Genomic DNA, 18096 nt, shown 5'->3' with positions numbered 1-18096 from the left:
GCGGGCGTACAGGGTGTGTACGGCGAACAGGCCGCCGGGGCCGATCGCCAGGTGGTGGACGCGGTCGCCCCCGGGGGTGCGATCCCGCCGCCCCGCGAGGCCGTCACCGCCCCGCGAGCGTCACCGCCTGGTCCAACGCCTGCAGAAACCCGTTCACCGTCACCCGATCCCGCACCGCGAGCCGTAGCCACTCCTCGCCCAGCCCCGGAAACGTGTCCCCGCGCCGCACCGCGAACCCCAGGTCGCGCAGATGCCGTCGTACGGCGGCCGCCTTCGGCAGTCGTACGAGGACGAAGGGGCCCTCCGCGGGCTCGACCACCGTGAGTCCGTCCGGGGCGAACTCCCGCAGCCCGGCGACGAGATGGGCCCGGTCCTGGGCGACACGGTGGGCCGCGTGGGCCGCCTCCGCCAGCGCCCGGGGCTCCACGCAGGCCCGGGCCGCGGCGAGCGCCGGGGTGGACACCGGCCACAGCGGCTGCGCGCGCTCCAGGTCCGCGATCGTCTCCGGGGCCGCCAGGACGTAGCCGATGCGCAGGCCCGCCAGGCCCCAGGTCTTGGTCAGGCTGCGCAGCACCACAAGGCCGGGCACGTCGGTGCGGCCGGCCAGCGCCTCCCGTTCGCCCGGCACCGCGTCCAGGAACGCCTCGTCGACCACCAACGTCCGCCCGGGGCGGGCGAGTCGGGCGATGTCGTCCGCCGGGTGCAGGACCGACGTCGGGTTCGTGGGGTTGCCGATCACCACCAGGTCGGCGTCCTCCGGCACCGCCGACACATCCAGCTGGAAGCCGTCCGCCGCCCGCAGCAGCACCCGGTCGACCGCGTGCCCGGCGTCCCGCAGAGCCGCCTCCGGCTCGGTGAACTGCGGATGCACCACGACCGGTCTGACCACCTTCAGGGCGCGCGCGAGCAGCACGAACGCCTCGGCGGCACCGGCGGTCAGCAGCACCCGCTCGGGCGGCAGCCCGTGCCGGGCCGCCACCGCCGCCCGGGTCTCGCGGCCGTCCGGGTAGGCGGCGAGCCCGGTCAGCGACTCGGCGATCCGCTCCCGCAGCCACGAAGGGGGCGTGTCGGCACGGACGTTGACCGCGAGGTCGACCAACGCGGCGCCCTCGTCCCGGACTTCGGCGTCCCCGTGGTGGCGCAGGTCGTGGCCGTCAGTGCGCATGGGAGTGGCTGCCGTGGTGGTGCCCGTGGTGATGGTGGCCGTCGTCGTCCGGATGGAAGTGCGGCTGCTGCGGCAGCCCGACCTTGTCCTCGAACCCGGGCAGCGCGATCCGGTACACGCACGAGTCGCAGTTCATCCGCAGATCACCGCGCACCGCCTCCTCGTACCGCTCCATCACCAGTTCCAGCAGCTCCGGCTCCGGCCCGATGACCTCCGCCGACCGCACCTCGGCCTCCGGATGCGCGGCCGCCCACCCCTCGGTCTGCTGCTTCACCCGGTCCGGCAGGATGCCGGTGAAGAGGAAGTAGGGGAGTACGACGATCCGCCGCGCCCCCAGCTTCACGCACCGGTCGAGCCCGCTCGGCACGTCCGGCGCCGCGAGCGACACGAACGCCGTCTCGACGCCCGCGTACCCGCGCCCCTCCCACAGCAGCCGCGCGGCCTTGTGCACCTCGGCGTTCGCGTCGGGGTCGGTCGACCCGCGCCCCACCAGCAGCACGGTCACATCGGCCCGGTCCTCGGGCGTACGGGCCGTACCGCCCAGCGCCTCGTCCAGCCGCCGCTCAAGGACCGCGAGCAGCGACGGGTGCGGGCCCAGCGGACGCCCGTAGGTGTACGTGATCCCCGGGTGCCGTTCCTTCTCGCGGGCCAGCGCCGCCGGGATGTCGCCCTTGGCGTGCCCGGCGGACACCAGCATCAGCGGTACGGCCGCGAACCGTCGTACCCCCTGCTCCACCAGCTCGGTGACCGCGTCGCCCAGCGGCGGCGGCGACAGCTCGATGAAGCCGCCCGCGACGGGCAGTTCGGGGTGGCGGCGGCCCAACTCCCGTACGAAGTCGCGGAACGCCTCGGCTCCGGCCTCGTCCCGGGTGCCGTGGCCGGCGATGAGCAGGGCGGGCGGGGTGGTCACGATGTCTCCTCGGACGGTGAAGTGGGGTGGTACAGCAGGGCGTTGAGCGCGGCCGCGGCGACCGCAGAGCCGCCCTTCTCGGACACGTTGCTCACGGCGGGCAGCCCGCTCTCGCGCAACGCGGCCTTGGACTCGACCGCGCCGACGAAGCCGACGGGCAGGCCGATGACGAGCGCGGGGGAGGCGTCCAGGGTCAGCAACTCCTCCAGTGCGGTGGGGGCGTTGCCGATCACCCAGAGCGCGCCGGGCCCGACCTGCTCGTAGGCGAGCCGTATCGCGTGCGCCGAACGGGTCAGCCCGGCCTCGGCCCTGGCGTCCCGCAGCCGGCAGACGGTCTCGCGCCGGGTGATCCCGGCCCCGACCATCTCCACGTCGACCACGACGGGCGCCCCGGCGTGCAGCGCGGCATGCGCCTTCGCCAACTCGCCCTCGTCCATGACGAGATCGCTCGCGTACTCCAGGTCGGCGGCGGAGTGGATGACCCGCTCCACCACCGCGCGGGTCAGCGGCGGGAAGTGCGAGGTGTCGAGCCGGGCGCGCAGCCGCCGGTACGACTCCTGCTCGATCGGGTGGACCACACGGTTCACTTGGCGTCCTCCTGCCAGCGATAGCCGCGCGGCGTCACCATGCGACCCGCGATCTCGCGGGTCGCCGTGTTGCCCACGGTCACGACCGTCATCATGTCGACCGTCGCCGGATCCAGCGAGGCCAGATCCGTCACCTGGCTGGATTCGTCCGGTCGCGACGCGTTCCGCACGACTCCGACCGGCGTGCCCGCCTCCCGGTGTCCGGCCAGGATCGCGAGGGCCTTCGGCAACTGCCAGTCGCGGCCCCGGGAGCGGGGGTTGTAGAAGGTGACCACGAGGTCCGCCTCGGCCGCCGCGCGTACCCGCCGCTCGATGACCTCCCACGGTGTGTGCAGGTCGGAGAGGCTGATGGAGACGTGGTCGTGCCCGAGCGGCGCACCGAGGATCGCCCCGGCCGCGAGCGCGGCGGTCACCCCGGGCACCCCGATCACGTCGATGTCGTCCGAGGCCTCGGCGAGCGCGGGGGAGGCCATGGCGTACACCCCGGCGTCCCCGCTCCCGATGAGCGCGACGGCCTGCCCCTTGCGGGCCTCGGCGACGGCGGTCCGCGCGCGCTCCTCCTCGGCCCCGAGCCCGGACTCCAGGATCAGGGTGCCGGGGCGCAGCAGGTCACGGATCTGGTCGACGTACTGGTCGAGCCCGACGAGCACGGAGGCGCGCCGGAGTTCGGCGGTGGCCCGCGGAGTCACGAGGTCCCGCGCGCCGGGCCCGAGCCCGACGACCGCGAGCCGCCCGCGCCCGGGCCGCCGTACGACGGCGCAGGTCGCCATCGAGGCGTGCCCGTCCGCCCGCGCCGACTTCCGCTTGGGGACCAGGAGTTCACCGCCGCGCACGAGGGCTGCGGCCTCGGCGACGGAGGGGGTGCCGACGGCGGCGAGCGGCGCGTCGGAGGGGTTGGGCACCTCGACCTTCGCCAACTCCTCGGCGGAGTACGTGACAAGAGGAACAACGAGCCGTGCGGCGGCCTCGACGATGCCGGGTTCGCCGGCCTTGGCGTCGACGGTGGCGAGCTCGGCGAGCGACTTCGCCGACAGTCCGGCGTCGCGCAGGGCGCCCTCGACCAACTCCAGCACCTCGTCGACGGGCGCACCCTTGGAGGCACCCACGCCGACGACGAGGGACGGGGGCCGCAGGACGACCTCGTGTTCGGCCGGATCCGTGAGGCGGTCCGACAGGCGGATCGTGTACGAGCCTTCGGCGGACACCGGGAGCGGCGGAAGCGGCCAGGCCAACTCCGCGTGGAGGGCGACCGGTTCACCGTCGAGCAGCGCCCGTGAGACCCCGGCGACATCTCCCTCCACCGGCATCCCGAGCGTGTCCAGCCCCGGCACCCCCACCGCGTCCGTGGCCGTGGTCACCACCGGGGTCGCTCCCAGCAACTCCCCGACCTCACCGGCGAGTTCATTGGCCCCGCCTCCGTGCCCGCCGACCAGCGACACGGCGAACCGCCCGCCCTCGTCGACGCACACCACACCGGGGTCGGTCGCCTTGTCCTCCAGCAGCGGTGCCACGAGCCGTACGACCGCTCCCGCGGCGAGAAAGCACACGAGCTGCTCGCACTCCGCGAACGCGGCCCGTACGGCGTCCCGCACGGGACCCTCGTACACACGCGTCCGCTCCGGCCATGCCGCGGCCAGCCGGTCGCGCGCAGCCGCCCCCGCCGCGGTGGCGGAAATGAGGCCGATCACTGAGCAACTCCTTCATCGGATACGGGGGTTCGGTTCCCCCACAGCAGGAAAACGGGATTGGTCGCGGCCAGTCGTGTCACGTCCCCCGGCAGGGGTGCGAGCCGCGAGGACTGCAACAGCACGCCGTCGCAGGTGAATCCGGCCTCGACGAGTGCCGCACGGGCCGCCGGTACGCGGTCCAGCGCGGCCATGGCGACGACGACCGCCCGCCGGGACCGCCGGGCGCACGCGGCGACGATCCCGGGCAGCTCGCGCCCACCGCCACCGATGAACACGGCGTCGGGGTCGGGGAGTCGGTCCAGCGCGTCGGGCGCCGAACCGTGCACGGCGTCCACGTACACCCCGTGCGCCCGGGCGTTGGCGGCGATCCGCGCCACCCCGTCGGCGGCCTTCTCCACGGCGACGACGGCGGCCCCGAAGCGCGCGCACTCCACGGCCACGGAACCGGACCCGGCACCGACGTCCCACACCAACTCACCGAGCCGCGGCCCGAGTTTGGCCAGCGCGAGCGCCCGCACCTCGGACTTGGTGATCATCGAGTCGCGATGCTCGAACGCACCCTCGTCCAACGCCCACCCGTCAGGCCCGACGGCGGCCCCGGCGACGGTACGCACACCGCCGAGCCCCCGGCTCTCGTCCAGGCACAGCACCACACTGACATCGCTGCCCCAGTCCCGAGCGGCGGCCTCGACGGGCGTGACCCGCTCCACCCGCTCGTCGGCGGACCCGAGCGCCGAGGCGACGACGAGGACCCGCGCGCTCGACCCGAGCGCCGCCCCCAGCTCCGCGGGCCCCGCACCCGGCCCCGTCAGCACCGCCACCTTCGGCCGAGCGCGGCACACATTCACGGCCGTCCGCAGCTCCCGCCCATGCGCGCTCGCCACCACCGCGTCGTCCCACGGCAGCCCGACCCGAGCGAAGGCCGCCGCCACCGACGACACGCCCGCCCGCACGTCCAGCCGTTCCGCCCCGAACCGTTCGGCCAGCACCCGCACGATCCCGAAGAACCCGGGGTCGCCCGAAGCCAGCACCACCACCCGGCCGTCCTTCTCCAGATACCGCTCGATGACGTCCAGCGCCGGCGCCAGCGGCCCGAGTACGACCTGCTCGGCCTCGTCCGGCACCGGTGCGGCCGCCAGATGCCGCCGGCCGCCCACGACGAGGCGGGCACCGGCCAGCACCCCGGTGGGAAGCGGCGCCCCCGTCCCCGTACCGACGACTGTGATCAAGCCACTCACGTGCTGGCCCCTCGCTCGCGCAGCGCCCGACGGGCCTCCGGGTCGGCCTTGCGGTACCCGTGGAAGTGCCCGGGGTGGTAGAGGTGCGAGCGCGTGCCCTCGGCGTCGAGCGCCGGGCCGACCAGGAAGAGGGTGTGCTTCCAGAGCTTGTGCTCCTTGACCGTCTCCTCCAGCGTCCCGACCGTGCATCGCACGACCAGCTCCTCCGGCCAGGTCGCCTGGTAGGCGACCACGACCGGCGTGGACGTCGGATAGCCGCCCTCCAGCAGCTCCCGCACCAGCTGCCCGCTGCGCGCGGCGGACAGGAAGATCGCCATGGTCGTGCCGTGCTTGGCGAACTCCCGCACCTCCTCGCCCGGCGGCATCGGCGTCTTGCCGCCGCCGAGCCGGGTGAGCACCACGGACTGCGCGACCTCGGGGATCGTCAGCTCGCGCTGCGCGAGCGCGGCGACGGCCGAGAAGGCGGAGACACCGGGCACGACCTCCGTGGCGATCCCGATCCCCGCGCACCGGTCCAGCTGCTCCTGCGTACCGCCCCAGAGGGCCGGGTCGCCCGAGTGGATGCGGGCGACCCGCAGGCCCTCCGCCCGCGCCCGCTCGTACACGGCCACCACGTCCTCCAGCGACATCGTCGCCGAGTCGAGGATCTCCGCCCCCTCGCGCGCGTGTTCGAGGACCTCCTCCTGGACCAGGCTCGCGGCCCAGATCACCACGTCGGCCTCGGCGATGGCGCGCGCGGCACGGAACGTCAGCAGGTCGGCGGCGCCGGGGCCGGCACCGACGAAGGTCACCTTGCTGGTGGGGGCACCGGTCGAGATGGCGGCGTCGGCCATGGAATTCGGTCCTCTCGTGAACAAGTAGTACAAAAGCTCTTACGGGTGCTGCCGCCGCGGCCGCCCGATGTGCGCGAACGACGGTCGATCGGATAACAAGACCCCATGGCGGTCTTCGTCGCGCTCGGCGCGTTCCTGATGACGCTGGCCGGCGGCTGGACGGCACAGCGCGTGACCGACCGTCGCCATCTGGTCCTGGGACTGGCCGGTGGCCTGATGCTGGGCGTGGTCGGCCTGGATCTGCTGCCGGAGGCGCTGGACGCGGCCGGCGAGGAGGTCTTCGGCGTACCCGCGGCCCTGCTCCTGTTCGTGGCCGGCTTCCTCCTCGCCCACCTGGTCGAACGCCTGCTCGCCGCCCGCCGGGCCGCGCACGGCGGCGAGGAGACCGACGCCGACAGCCGGGCGCCCGAGGTGGGCCTGACGGCAGCCGCCGCGATGGTCGGCCACAGCGCGATGGACGGCGTGGCGATCGGCGCGGCCTTCCAGGTCGGCGGCGGCATGGGCACGGCGGTCGCGCTGGCCGTGGTCGCCCACGACTTCGCGGACGGCTTCAACACGTACACGATCACGAGCCTGTACGGAAACGCCCGTCGCAAGGCGCTGATCATGCTGTTCGCGGACGCGGCGGCCCCGGTGGTCGGCGCCGCCTCGACGGCCTTCGTCACCATCCCGGAGGGCCTGCTCGGCGGCTATCTCGGCCTCTTCGGCGGTGTACTCCTCTACCTGGCCGCGGCCGAGATCCTCCCCGAGGCCCACCACGAACACCCCGCCCGCTCGACCCTGCTGTGCACGGTCGCCGGGGCGGCGTTCATCTGGCTGGTCGTCGGCCTGGCCGGCTGAGCTGCGGCCGGTCACAACTTGCCGCCCCGTCCGCCGTCGCGCCGCGCGGGCGCGATGAGCGTGGAGAGGTACGGCAGCGGGGTGCCGTCGAGCTCGGCGGCGGGCCGGATGGACTCCGCGTCGAGGCCGAGCGCCGACCCCCACACCGCGTCGCCGATCCGCCCGGTCTCCCGCAGCGCCTCGGCGACCTCACCGGCCTGCCGACCGAACTTGTACGCGACGACCGTGCCGGGCCCGGCGAGCGCGTCCTTGAGTACGGCGGCCCCCGCGGTGACGGGCACGAGCGTGAGCGGCTCGGTGCCCTCCGTCAGCACGGCCCCCGACCTGGCGGCGAGGTCCTGCATGGCGGTGATCCCGGGCACGGTCTCGACCACCGTCCCCGGCACGAGCTCGGCGATGGTCTGCGCGAGATAGGTGAAGGTGGAGTACACGTTCGGATCGCCGATGGTCGCGAAGGCGACGGCGGAGTGGGCCCGCAGCAACGCGGCGACCCGCTCCCCGGCCGCGTCCCAGGCGGCCTCCCGCCGCCCGCGGTCACTGCGCTCGTTGAGCGCGAACACGACCCGGACGACCTTCTCGGCGGGCACATAGTGCAGCACGGTGGCCTCGGCCCGCCCCCGCTCACCGCCATCTTTTCCATCAAACGCAGCCATCACGGGTACGACGACGACGTCGGCGGCGCGCAGGGCGTTGACGCCCTTGACGGTCACCAGCTCCGGATCGCCGGGCCCGACCCCGACCCCGATCAGCCTGCTGCTGTTGCTGCTCATGACGTCCGGCACCTCTCCACGAACCGACGGGCCACACCGGGCTCGGCCGCCCAGTGCGTGTGCAGATAACTCGCGTGCACACCCTTTTCCACGAAACCTTCGACCCGCCGGTCAGGGGCGCGTACCCCCCAGGCGGGAGCCGCCCCCGCGCCGGGCTCGACGACGGTCCGATGAAACTCGTGCCCCCGCATCCGCGTCCCGGCGACGGCCAGCGCACTGTCACTGACGGCGACGGCGTCCCGATAGCCGAGGGTGAGCCGCTCACTCATCCGTGCGGTGGCGTCCAGTACCCCGCACATGGGCCGCCCGTCGAGCTCACGGCACAGATACAGCAGCCCGGCACACTCGGCGGCGACGGGAGCACCGCTCTCGGCGAGCGCGGCAACGGCCTTGCGCAGCGGCTCGTTGGCGGACAGCTCGGCGGCGTAGACCTCGGGGAAACCGCCGCCGACGACCAACCCCTGGGTTCCGTCGGGCAGTTGCTCATCACGGAGGGGGTCGAAGGTGACGACTTCGGCGCCGGCGGCGGTGAGCAGCTCGGCGTGCTCCGCATAGGAGAACGTGAAGGCCTGACCACCGGCAACAGCGACGACGGCTAGCTGTCCTGCTGGTGTTGCGGGCGGTTCCCACGCGGCACAGGACAGCGCCCCCGCACTCCGCGCCAGCTCCAACAGCCCTTCCAGATCGCACCCTTGCCCGACCTGCGCCGCCATCGCCGCCACCGCGTCCACGGCCTCGGCCCGCCGCTCGGCGACCGGAACCAGCCCCAGGTGCCGCGAGGGCGTGTCCACCTGCGCCACCCGCCGCAGCACCCCCAGAACAGGCACCCCCACCTGCTCCAACGCCTCCCGCAGAAGCTCCTCGTGCCGATCGGACGCGACCTTGTTCAGAATCACGCCCCCGACCCGCACCTCCGGATCCCAGGACACGAACCCGTGCACCAGCGCGGCCACGGACCGCGACTGCGACGAAGCGTCGACGACCAGCACGACCGGCGCCCGCAGCAACTTCGCCACATGAGCGGTGGACGCCAGTTCACCCTCCCCCGCGGCCCCGTCGTACAGCCCCATCACACCCTCGACGACGGCGATGTCACACCCACGAGCCCCGTGCGCGAACAGCGGCCCGATCAACTCCGGCCCGCACATGTACGCGTCGAGGTTCCGCCCCACACGCCCGGTGGCGAGCGCGTGATACCCGGGATCGATGTAGTCCGGCCCCACCTTGTGCGGGGACACGGCGAGCCCCCGCGCGGCGAACGCGGCCATCAGCCCCGTGGCAACGGTGGTCTTGCCGCTGCCGGAAGCCGGCGCGGCAATCACCAACCGGGGTACGGCAGTCACCACTCGATGCCCCTCTGGCCCTTCTGGCCCGCGTCCATCGGGTGCTTGACCTTGGACATGTCGGTCACGAGGTCGGCGAAGTCGACAAGCTTCTCGGGAGCGTTCCGCCCGGTGATGACCACATGCTGGGTGCCGGGCCGGTTCCGCAGCACGTCGATCACCTCATCGGTGTCGACCCAACCCCAGTGCATCGGGTAGGCGAACTCGTCCAGCACGTACAGCTGGTACGTCTCCGCCGCCAGGTCCCGCTTGACCTGCTCCCAGCCCTCCCGGGCCTTCTCCTCGTTGTCCATCTGGGCGTCCCGCTGAACCCAGGACCACCCCTCGCCCATCTTGTGCCAGTCGACGGACCCGCCCTCACCGGAGTCCCCGAGCACGCGCAGCGCCCGCTCCTCGCCGACCTTCCACTTCGCCGACTTCACGAACTGGAACACCCCGATCGGCCACCCCTGATTCCAGGCCCGCAGCGCGAGCCCGAAGGCGGCGGTGGACTTGCCCTTGCCGATGCCCGTGTGCACAACCACCAACGGCCGGTTACGCCGTTGACGGGTCGTCAGCCCGTCGTCCGGCACCACACTCGGCTGCCCCTGAGGCATTACGCGGCCCTCCTCTGTACGTCCTTGACCAGCCCGGCGATCGAGTCGGCCCGCAACTCGTCCAAGGTGACCGCCGTGCCCCCGAGTTCACCCGCGAGCTGCCCGGCCAGCCCCAGCCGCACGGGCCCCGACTCGCAGTCGACGACCACGGACGCGACGCCTTCGGCGGCGAAGAGCCGGGCAGCCCGCGAAGCCAGCGCCACCGGCTCGGGCCCACCCGTGGCCCGCCCGTCGGTCACCACGACCACCAGCGCCCGCCGCGCCGGATCCCGCAACCGCTCCACCCGTAGCACGTCGTGCGCCTTGAGCAGCCCGGCCGCGAGCGGCGTACGCCCGCCGGTCGGCAACGACTCCAGCCGTACGGCCGCCGCGTCCACGGACGAGGTCGGCGGCAGCGCCACATCGGCCGCCGACCCCCGGAAGGTCACGAGCCCCACCTTGTCCCGCCGCTGATACGCATCCAGCAGCAGCGACAGCACAGCCCCCTTCACGGCGCTCATCCGCTGCCGGGCCGCCATCGACCCGGAGGCGTCGACCACGAACAGCACGAGGTTGCCCTCGCGCCCCTCCCGGGTCGCCTGCCGCAGATCGTCCCGCCGCACCACCAGCCCCGGCCCCGACCGGCCGCGCGCCCGCTGATGGGGTGCCGCGGCCTGCACGGTCGCCGCCAGGTGCAGCTTGGTCAGCGCCCCGCGGGGCCGCCGGGCCCCGGTGGTCCGCCCGTGCTCGGTCCGCGCCCGCGAACGCCGCCCGGCCGCACCCTCCCCGATCCCGGGCACGCTCAGCACCTTGGTGCGGAACGGCTCGGAGGCCCGTACGGCGGACTGCTCGCCGGCCCCCGAGGCCTGCGGCTGCCCGTTCTCGCCGGCCTCGGGCCGCGCGTCCGTGTCGCCGTCCTGCGGCCCGGCGTCGGGCGACGGCTGCCCGCCGCCGCCGTCCGGTCCGCCGCCGTCGGGATCCGGATCGTCGTCGTCCTCCGGCTCGGCGAACTCCTCCAGCGTCTCGTCGAGCTTGTCCTCGTCGAGCCCCGGCGCGTCGAAGGGGTTACGACGCCGCCTGTGCGGCAGCGCGAGCAGCGCCGCCTGCCGTACGTCCTCGGCGAGCACGTCGGTCCGCCCGGCCCAGGCCGCCAGCGCCGTCGCCGTACGCGCCATCACGATGTCGGCCCGCATGCCGTCCACCTCGAAGGCGGCACAGGTCGCCGCGATCTGCCGCAGCGCCCCGTCACCCAGCCGCACCGACGGCAGCAACTCCCGTGCGGCGACGATCCGTTGACGTACCGAAGCCTCCTCGTCCGCCCAACGCGCGGCGAAACCAGCCGGATCGTCGTCGTAGGCGAGCCGCCGCCGTACGACCTCCACCCGCTGGTCGGGCTCCCGGGAGGCCGCGACCTCGACCGTCAGGCCGAAGCGGTCGAGCAACTGCGGTCGCAGCTCGCCCTCTTCGGGGTTCATCGTGCCGACGAGCAGGAAGCGGGCGGCATGCCGTACCGACACACCCTCGCGCTCCACGTACGAGGCGCCCATCGCCGCCGCGTCCAGCAGCAGGTCGACCAGGTGGTCGTGGAGGAGGTTGACCTCGTCGACGTAGAGGATCCCGCGGTGCGCGTCGGCGAGCAGTCCGGGCTCGAAGGCCTTCACGCCCTCGGCCAGCGCCCGCTCGATGTCCAGGGCGCCGACGAGCCGGTCCTCGGAGGCGCCGACCGGCAACTCGACCATGCGGGCCGGGCGTTTGGCCCCCGGCCCCTGCTCGTGCGGCCCGTCCGGGCAGGCCGGGTCGGGTGCCCCCGGGTCGCAGGAGAAGCGGCAGCCGGGGACGACCCGGACCTCCGGGAGCAGCGCCGAAAGGGCGCGCACGGCCGTCGACTTGGCGGTGCCCTTCTCGCCGCGCACCAGCACCCCGCCGACCGCCGGGGAGACGGCGTTCAGCAGCAGCGCGAGCCGCAGGTCGTCCTGGCCGACGACGGCCGTGAAGGGAAAGGGGGTGGTCACTGGTCGTCGCCCTCCAAGTCGCCTTCCAACTCCAGGTAGGTGGCCCGAAGTTGCTCCAGCGTGTCCGCGTCCGGCTCGGCCCACAGCCCGCGCTCGGCGGCCTCGAGGAGCCGCTCCGTGATCCCGCGCAGCGCCCACGGGTTGGACTTCTTCATGAACTCCCGGTTCTCCGGGGCGAAGACGTACTCGGCGCTGAGCTTCTCGTACATCCAGTCGTCCACGACCCCGGCCGTGGCGTCGTACCCGAAGAGGTAGTCGACGGTCGCCGCCATCTCGAAGGCGCCCTTGTAGCCGTGCCGCCGCATCGCCGCCATCCAGCGCGGGTTGACCACCCGCGCGCGGAAGACGCGGTGCGTCTCCTCGCCGAGCGTGCGCGTCTTCACCTGGTCGGGGGTCGCCGAGTCACCGACGTACGCCTCCGGGCTCGCGCCCGTCAGGTGCCGGACCATGGCGACCATGCCGCCGTGGTACTGGAAGTAGTCGTCGGCGTCGACGAGATCGTGCTCGCGGGTGTCGACGTTCTTCGCCGCCACGGCGATCCGCCGGAACGCCGTCTCCATGTCCCCGCGTGCGGCCCGCCCGTCGAGCCCGCGCCCGTACGCGTAGCCGCCCCACACCGCGTACACCTCGGCGAGGTCGGCATCGGAGCGCCAGTTGCGGGCGTCGATCAGCGGCAGCAGCCCGGCGCCGTACGCGCCCGGCTTCGAGCCGAAGACACGGGCGGTCGCGCGCCGCCGGTCGCCGTGCTCGGCGGTGTCCTCGTCGGCGTGCGCCTTCACGAAGTTGCGGTCTACGGGCTCGTCCAGCTCGGCGACCTCGCGCACGGCGTCGTCGATCAGCCCGACCACGTGCGGGAACGCGTCCCGGAAGAACCCGGAGATCCGGACGGTGACGTCGATGCGCGGCCGCCCGAGCTCCGCCAGCGGTACGACCTCGAAGCCGGTCACCCGCCGCGAGGCGTCGTCCCACACCGGCCGGCAGCCAAGCAGCGCCAGGATCTCGGCGATGTCGTCGCCCTGCGTCCGCATGGCCGAGGTGCCCCAGACCGTGAGCCCGACGGACTTCGGGTACTCGCCGGTGTCCTGGAGGTACCGCTGCACCAGCGAGTCCGCGAGGGACTGGCCGACCTCCCAACTCAGCCTGGACGGGATCGCCTTGGGGTCGACGGAGTAGAAGTTCCGTCCGGTCGGCAGGACGTTGACCAGCCCGCGCGTCGGTGAGCCGGACGGGCCCGCCGGGACGTAACCGCCGTCAAGTGCCTTGAGGATGTGGCCGATCTCGTCGGTGGTCCGCGCCAGCCGCGGCACCACCTCGTCGCACGCGAACTCCAACACCGCGACGGCGTCCGGGAGTTCGGTGCCGAGGACCTCGGAGACGAGGGCACGGCTCTCGGCCGTGACCCACCCCCGCTCCTCCATCCCCTCCGCGATCCGCCGGCACAGCTGCTCCAGCAGGTCGATCGCGTCGGCGGCCGTACGGGACGGCCCCTCGACGAGATCCGTCAGCTCGACCGGGACCTTCACCCCGGCACCCGGCTCGGCGAGCAACTCCTTCTCGACCAGCCCGAAGTGAGCGGCCAGCGCGGACCGCAGCCCCGGCAGCGCGTTCGCCTGCCCGCCCCACACCTGCGAGGCCCGCAGCACGGCGAGCACGAGGTTGACCCGAGGCTCACCCTCCGGCCCGCCGCCCAGGATGTGCAGCCCGTCCCGGATCTGCACGTCCTTGATCTCGCACAGATAGCCGTCGATGTGCATGACGAACTCGTCGAAGTCACCGTCGTCCGGCTGCTCGTCCACATGTAGGTCGTGGTGCAGCTCGGCCGCCTTGACCAGCGTCCAGATCTGCGCCCGCACGGCAGGCGCCTTCGTCGGGTCCAGGTCGGAGACGAGCGCGTACTCGTCGAGCAGCTGCTCCAGCTTGGCCAGGTCGCCGTACGTGTCGGCCCGCGCCATCGGCGGTACGAGGTGGTCGACGACGGTGGCGTGCCCGCGCCGCTTGGCCTGGGTGCCCTCGCCGGGGTCGTTGACGATGAACGGGTAGATCAGCGGCAGTTCCCCGAGGACGGCGTCCGGCGCGCAGCCGCCACTGAGCCCAAGTCCCTTGCCCGGCAGCCATTCCATCGTGCCGTGCTTGCCCATGTGGACGACGGCGTCGGCTCCGAAGCTGTTCTCCAGCCACCGGTAGGCCGCCATGTAGTGGTGCGACGGCGGCATGTCGGGGTCGTGGTAGATCGCGATCGGGTTCTCGCCGAAGCCGCGCGGCGGCTGGATCATCACGACGACGTTCCCGAACTGCAGGGACGCGAGCACGATGTCGTCCCCGTCGACGTACAGGGAGCCCGGCGGCTCGCCCCACGCCTCCAGCATCCCGTCCCGCAGCTCGGGGTCGAGCTTGTCGAACCACGCCCGGTAGTCGGCGAGCGGTACCCGCGCGGGCGCGGCGGCCAGCTGCTCCTCGGTGAGCCACTCGACGTCGTGCCCACCGGCGTTGATCAGCCGGTGGATCAGCTCGTCACCGTTGTCGGGGACGGTCACATGAGCGACTCCGTCGCGTGGCTCGACGACGTACCCGGCATCCCGGAGCGCGTCCAGCACCCGTACCGCCGAAGCGGGCGTGTCCAGCCCGACCGCGTTGCCGACCCGCGAGTGCTTCGTCGGGTACGCCGTGAAGACGAGCGCCAGCTTCTTGTCGGCGTTCGGCTTGTGCTTCAACCGAGCGTGCCGTACGGCGATTCCGGCGACCCGCGCGGCCCGCTCGGGGTCGGCGACGTACACCGGAACGTCGTCCGGACCCTGCTCCTTGAAGGAGAACGGCACGGTGATGAGCCGCCCGTCGAACTCCGGGATCGCGACCTGCATCGCCGCGTCCATGGGGGAGAGGGCGGCGTCCGACTCGTCCCAGGCCGCCCGGGACGACGTAAGGCAAAGCCCTTGCAGCACAGGGACGTTGAGGTCGGCGAGCGCCCCGATGTCCCAGGCCTCCTCGTCACCGCCGGCCGAGGCCTGCGAGGCGTGCGTGCCGCCGGCGGCTAGGACGGTGGCGACCAGGGAGTCGGCCTTGGCGAGGAGCTCGTACAGCCCCGCGTCCGCACCGCGCAGTGAACCGCAGTACACGGGAAGGGCGTTGACGCCCCGCGCCTCGATCGCGTCGCACAGGGTGTCTACGAAGGCGGTGTTGCCGCTCAGTTCATGGGCCCGGTAGAAGAGCACGCCCACGGTCGGCCGGCCCGCCACGAACTCCCGCTCGCCGTGGACGCCGTACTCCGGCATCTTCTGCGGTTCGACGAACCCCTCGCCCGTCAGCAGCACGGTGTCGGAGAGGAACCGCGCGAGTTCCACGAGGTTCCCGGGCCCGCCCTCGACGAGGTACTTCAGGGCCTCCGCGACCACACCCGCCGGCACCGACGACTCGGCCATCAACTCCGCGTCCGGGACGGCCTCCCCGCCGAGCAGCACGGTCGGTACGCCGGACACCTTCAGTGCGGCCAGCCCGTCCTCCCAGGCGCGCTTGCCGCCGAGCAGCCGTACGACGGCGATGTCCGCGCCGTCGAGCAGCGCGGGCAGTTCGCCCTCGACGTCCACGCGCGTCGGGTTGCCGATCCGGTAGTCGGCACCGGAGGCGGCCCGGGCCGCCAGCAGATCCGTGTCGGCGGTCGACAACAACAAGACTGTGCTCATGCGGGCGCTCCCGGTGGAATGAAAGGCAGTCCTTGCGGCGCGCCGGACTCGATGAGCCGCCACAGCGCGTCCGTGTCCGCGTGCTGTTCGATGAGATCGCCGAGCCGGTCGAGCTGCTCCTCGCGCAGCGCGGCGAACGAGGTGTCGGGGGCCGGTACGAAACGGCGGCCCGCGGCGGCCGCCATCTCCCGCAGGAACGCCCGCCGGAACCCGTCCGACTCCAGCGAGCCGTGCCAGTGGGTGCCCCAGGTCTGCCCGACCCGGCACCCGTCCAAGAAGGTTTCGCCACCGGTCACTTCGGCGACCCCGTGATGGATCTCGTACCCCTCGACCCGTTCCCCGAGTGCCTCCCCCTCCGGCCGGGTAAGGATCTTGTCGGGGGCGAACCGCACCCTCAGGGGCAGCACCCCGAGCCCCTCCACCCGCCCCCGCCGGCTCTCGACCTCGTCCTCGATGTGCTCACCCAGGATCTGGAAGCCGCCGCAGATGCCGAGCACGGGCCGCTGCTCGGCGGCCCTGCGGACCAGGGCGTCGGCAAGTCCCCGTTCCCGCAGCCACTCAAGGGCCCTCACCGTCCCCCGGGTCCCCGGGATGACGACGAGATCGGCGTCGGCGAGTTCCTCGGGCCGGTCGACGAACCGCACGACCACACCCGGCTCGGCGGCCAGGGCGTCGACGTCGGTGAAGTTGGACATGAGGGGGATCGCGCAGACGGCGACCCGCAGCACGTCTTCCCCGACGGGCGGGGCGGTGTTGGACTCCCGGACGGTCCCGCGCAACGACACCCGCAGTCCGTCCTCCTCGTCGATGCCGAGCCCGTGCCGGAAGGGCAGTACCCCGTACGTCCGCCGCCCGGTGAGCCCGTGCAGCATGTCGAGCCCGGGCTCCAGCAGGGAGACGTCCCCCCGGAACTTGTTGACGAGGAACCCGGTGACAAGCCGCTGGTCCTCCTGCGACAGCAGCGCGACGGTCCCGAAGAAGGAGGCGAAGACGCCGCCACGGTCGATGTCGCCGACGACGAGCACGGGCAGCCCGGCGCTCCGGGCGATCCCCATGTTCACGATGTCGGTCCGGCGCAGATTGATCTCGGCCGGACTGCCCGCCCCCTCACAGATCACCGCGTCATACGTGCCCCGCAGCTCGGCGAGGCACTCCAGCACGGTCCCGAGCAACTGCTGCTGCCGCCCCCCGTGATAGCCGCGCGCACTCAGCTCGCCCACGGGCTTCCCCATGAGCACGACCTGACTGCTCTGCTCGCTCCCCGGCTTGAGCAGCACGGGGTTCATCAGCGCGGTCGGCTCGATCCGGCAGGCCTGCGCCTGCATGGCCTGCGCCCGCCCGATCTCGGCACCTTCCCTGGTCACGAACGAATTCAGGGACATGTTCTGCGCCTTGAAGGGCGCGACCTTGACCCCCTGCCGTACCAGCCACCGGCAGATCCCCGCGGTGACGACACTCTTGCCCGCGTCGGAGGTGGTCCCGGCGACGAGCAGCCCCCCGCTCATTTCGTACGTCCCTTCACCAGCAGCCGCGCGGCGACACTGACGCCGAGCGCGAGCAGACCGACGCGCCGGGAGAGCCGTACCGCCCGCTCGATGTCCTGTACGGCGACGGCGCGCCCCTCGGTGTTCAGCACGGGCCGGTGCTCGACGCGCCCGCCGTACGACAGCGTCCCGCCCAGCCGCACGCCGAGCGCGCCCGCGAAGGAGGCCTCCACGGGCCCGGCGTTGGGGCTCGGATGCTTGGCGGCGTCGGTGCGCCAGGCCCGTACCGCGCCCCGGGGGTCGTCGCCCGCGACCGTGGCGAGCGAGGCGGTGAGCCGTGCCCCCGGCCAGCCGGCGACGTCGTCCAGCCGGGCCGAAGCCCACCCATACCGCCGGTACTTGGCCGACCGGTGCCCGACCATGGCGTCGAGCGTGTTCACGGCACGGAAGCCGAGCAGCCCCGGCACCCCGCCGACGGCCCCCCACACCAGTGCCCCGACGACGGCGTCCGAGGTGTTCTCGGCGACGGACTCGACGACGGCCCGCGCGATCCCGTCGGCGTCCAGCGCCTGCGGATCCCGCCCGCACAGATGCGGCAGCCGCGCCCGCGCCCCCTCGACGTCCCCGGCCTCCAGGGCCCGCCCGACGGCCCGGGCCTCACGCGCGAGCGAAGTCCCGCCGACAACGGCCCAGGTGGCGGCGGCGGTCAGCGCGACGGAAGCGGTACGGGACGGCCGTACGACTCTCTCCGCGACGGCACCGAGCCCCACCGCCCCGCCGACGCACACGGCGGTGTGCAGCGCGCCCCACCCGCGGTGGTCGCGCCACAACACCCTCTCCACGGCGCCCGCGGCCCGCCCGAAGACGGCGACGGGATGCCCCCGGCGCGGATCACCGAGCAGCAGATCCCCGACGAGCCCGGCGGCGGCGCCGTACGCGAAGACGCGATCGGCACGCATCGGCTCAGCCGGCCG

General features: G+C 73.2%; 14 protein-coding genes and 1 pseudogene. 1 reads left to right on the top strand and 14 read right to left on the bottom strand.

What is annotated here, in order from left to right; translation table 11 throughout:
- The 7 genes and pseudogenes from ABZ848_RS44125 to cobM form a co-directional block, all read right to left on the bottom strand.
- Positions 1-75: pseudogene (locus ABZ848_RS44125) on the bottom strand (NERD domain-containing protein); the annotation flags it as partial.
- Positions 76-103: 28 nt separating this feature from the next.
- Positions 104-1165 (bottom strand): Rv2231c family pyridoxal phosphate-dependent protein CobC, encoded by a 1062-nt coding sequence (cobC, locus tag ABZ848_RS44120; RefSeq protein WP_360841271.1) that lies wholly within the window; start codon positions 1163-1165, stop codon positions 104-106.
- On the bottom strand, positions 1155-2078 hold the full coding sequence (locus tag ABZ848_RS44115; protein ID WP_360841278.1) for a sirohydrochlorin chelatase: 924 nt from the start codon (positions 2076-2078) through the stop codon (positions 1155-1157). The genes cobC and ABZ848_RS44115 overlap by 11 nt, the downstream gene beginning before the upstream one ends.
- The gene (locus ABZ848_RS44110) at positions 2072-2662 is read right to left on the bottom strand and encodes a precorrin-8X methylmutase (protein ID WP_360841269.1); all 591 of its coding nucleotides are present in this window, start codon (positions 2660-2662) and stop codon (positions 2072-2074) included. The genes ABZ848_RS44115 and ABZ848_RS44110 overlap by 7 nt, the downstream gene beginning before the upstream one ends.
- A complete protein-coding gene (cobJ, locus tag ABZ848_RS44105; RefSeq protein WP_360841268.1) occupies positions 2659-4350 on the bottom strand; it encodes a precorrin-3B C(17)-methyltransferase in 1692 nt (563 codons plus the stop codon). Before cobJ ends, ABZ848_RS44110 begins: the two co-directional genes overlap by 4 nt.
- On the bottom strand, positions 4347-5579 hold the full coding sequence (cbiE, locus tag ABZ848_RS44100) for a precorrin-6y C5,15-methyltransferase (decarboxylating) subunit CbiE (RefSeq protein ID WP_360841276.1): 1233 nt from the start codon (positions 5577-5579) through the stop codon (positions 4347-4349). Before cbiE ends, cobJ begins: the two co-directional genes overlap by 4 nt.
- A gap of 5 nt (positions 5580-5584) precedes the next feature.
- Positions 5585-6421, bottom strand: coding sequence for a precorrin-4 C(11)-methyltransferase (gene cobM / locus ABZ848_RS44095; RefSeq protein WP_360841267.1), 837 nt, complete (start codon positions 6419-6421; stop codon positions 5585-5587).
- Between the two features lie 105 nt (positions 6422-6526).
- On the opposite strand from cobM, the gene ABZ848_RS44090 reads away from it, so the two are divergent.
- Positions 6527-7261, top strand: coding sequence for a ZIP family metal transporter (locus ABZ848_RS44090; protein WP_360841265.1), 735 nt, complete (start codon positions 6527-6529; stop codon positions 7259-7261).
- Positions 7262-7272: 11 nt separating this feature from the next.
- Here ABZ848_RS44090 and cobI read toward each other — a convergent pair whose 3' ends face one another.
- Genes cobI through ABZ848_RS44055 form a run of 7 tightly spaced genes read right to left on the bottom strand, consistent with a single transcriptional unit; the run spans position 7273 to position 18081 of the window.
- Positions 7273-8043, bottom strand: a complete 771-nt coding sequence (gene cobI, locus ABZ848_RS44085; RefSeq protein WP_360841264.1) for a precorrin-2 C(20)-methyltransferase — start codon at positions 8041-8043, stop codon at positions 7273-7275.
- The gene (locus tag ABZ848_RS44080; RefSeq protein WP_360841262.1) at positions 8028-9377 is read right to left on the bottom strand and encodes a cobyrinate a,c-diamide synthase; all 1350 of its coding nucleotides are present in this window, start codon (positions 9375-9377) and stop codon (positions 8028-8030) included. Before ABZ848_RS44080 ends, cobI begins: the two co-directional genes overlap by 16 nt.
- The gene (gene cobO / locus ABZ848_RS44075; RefSeq protein ID WP_360841261.1) at positions 9371-9970 is read right to left on the bottom strand and encodes a cob(I)yrinic acid a,c-diamide adenosyltransferase; all 600 of its coding nucleotides are present in this window, start codon (positions 9968-9970) and stop codon (positions 9371-9373) included. The genes ABZ848_RS44080 and cobO overlap by 7 nt, the downstream gene beginning before the upstream one ends.
- The gene (locus tag ABZ848_RS44070) at positions 9970-11961 is read right to left on the bottom strand and encodes a putative cobaltochelatase (RefSeq protein ID WP_360841259.1); all 1992 of its coding nucleotides are present in this window, start codon (positions 11959-11961) and stop codon (positions 9970-9972) included. Before ABZ848_RS44070 ends, cobO begins: the two co-directional genes overlap by 1 nt.
- Complete coding sequence (gene cobN / locus ABZ848_RS44065) at positions 11958-15638, bottom strand: cobaltochelatase subunit CobN (protein WP_360841257.1); 3681 nt, start codon at positions 15636-15638, stop codon at positions 11958-11960. The genes ABZ848_RS44070 and cobN overlap by 4 nt, the downstream gene beginning before the upstream one ends.
- Positions 15635-17143, bottom strand: coding sequence for a cobyric acid synthase (locus tag ABZ848_RS44060; RefSeq protein WP_360841256.1), 1509 nt, complete (start codon positions 17141-17143; stop codon positions 15635-15637). The genes cobN and ABZ848_RS44060 overlap by 4 nt, the downstream gene beginning before the upstream one ends.
- The gene (locus tag ABZ848_RS44055) at positions 17140-18081 is read right to left on the bottom strand and encodes a cobalamin biosynthesis protein (protein WP_360841254.1); all 942 of its coding nucleotides are present in this window, start codon (positions 18079-18081) and stop codon (positions 17140-17142) included. The genes ABZ848_RS44060 and ABZ848_RS44055 overlap by 4 nt, the downstream gene beginning before the upstream one ends.
- Positions 18082-18096: the final 15 nt, after the last annotated feature.

Source organism: Streptomyces sp. NPDC047081 (genome assembly GCF_040643775.1).
GTDB lineage: Bacteria > Actinomycetota > Actinomycetes > Streptomycetales > Streptomycetaceae > Streptomyces.
Note: the sequence above shows the minus strand (reverse complement) of the source record. Positions and strands in the feature narration are given on the sequence as shown.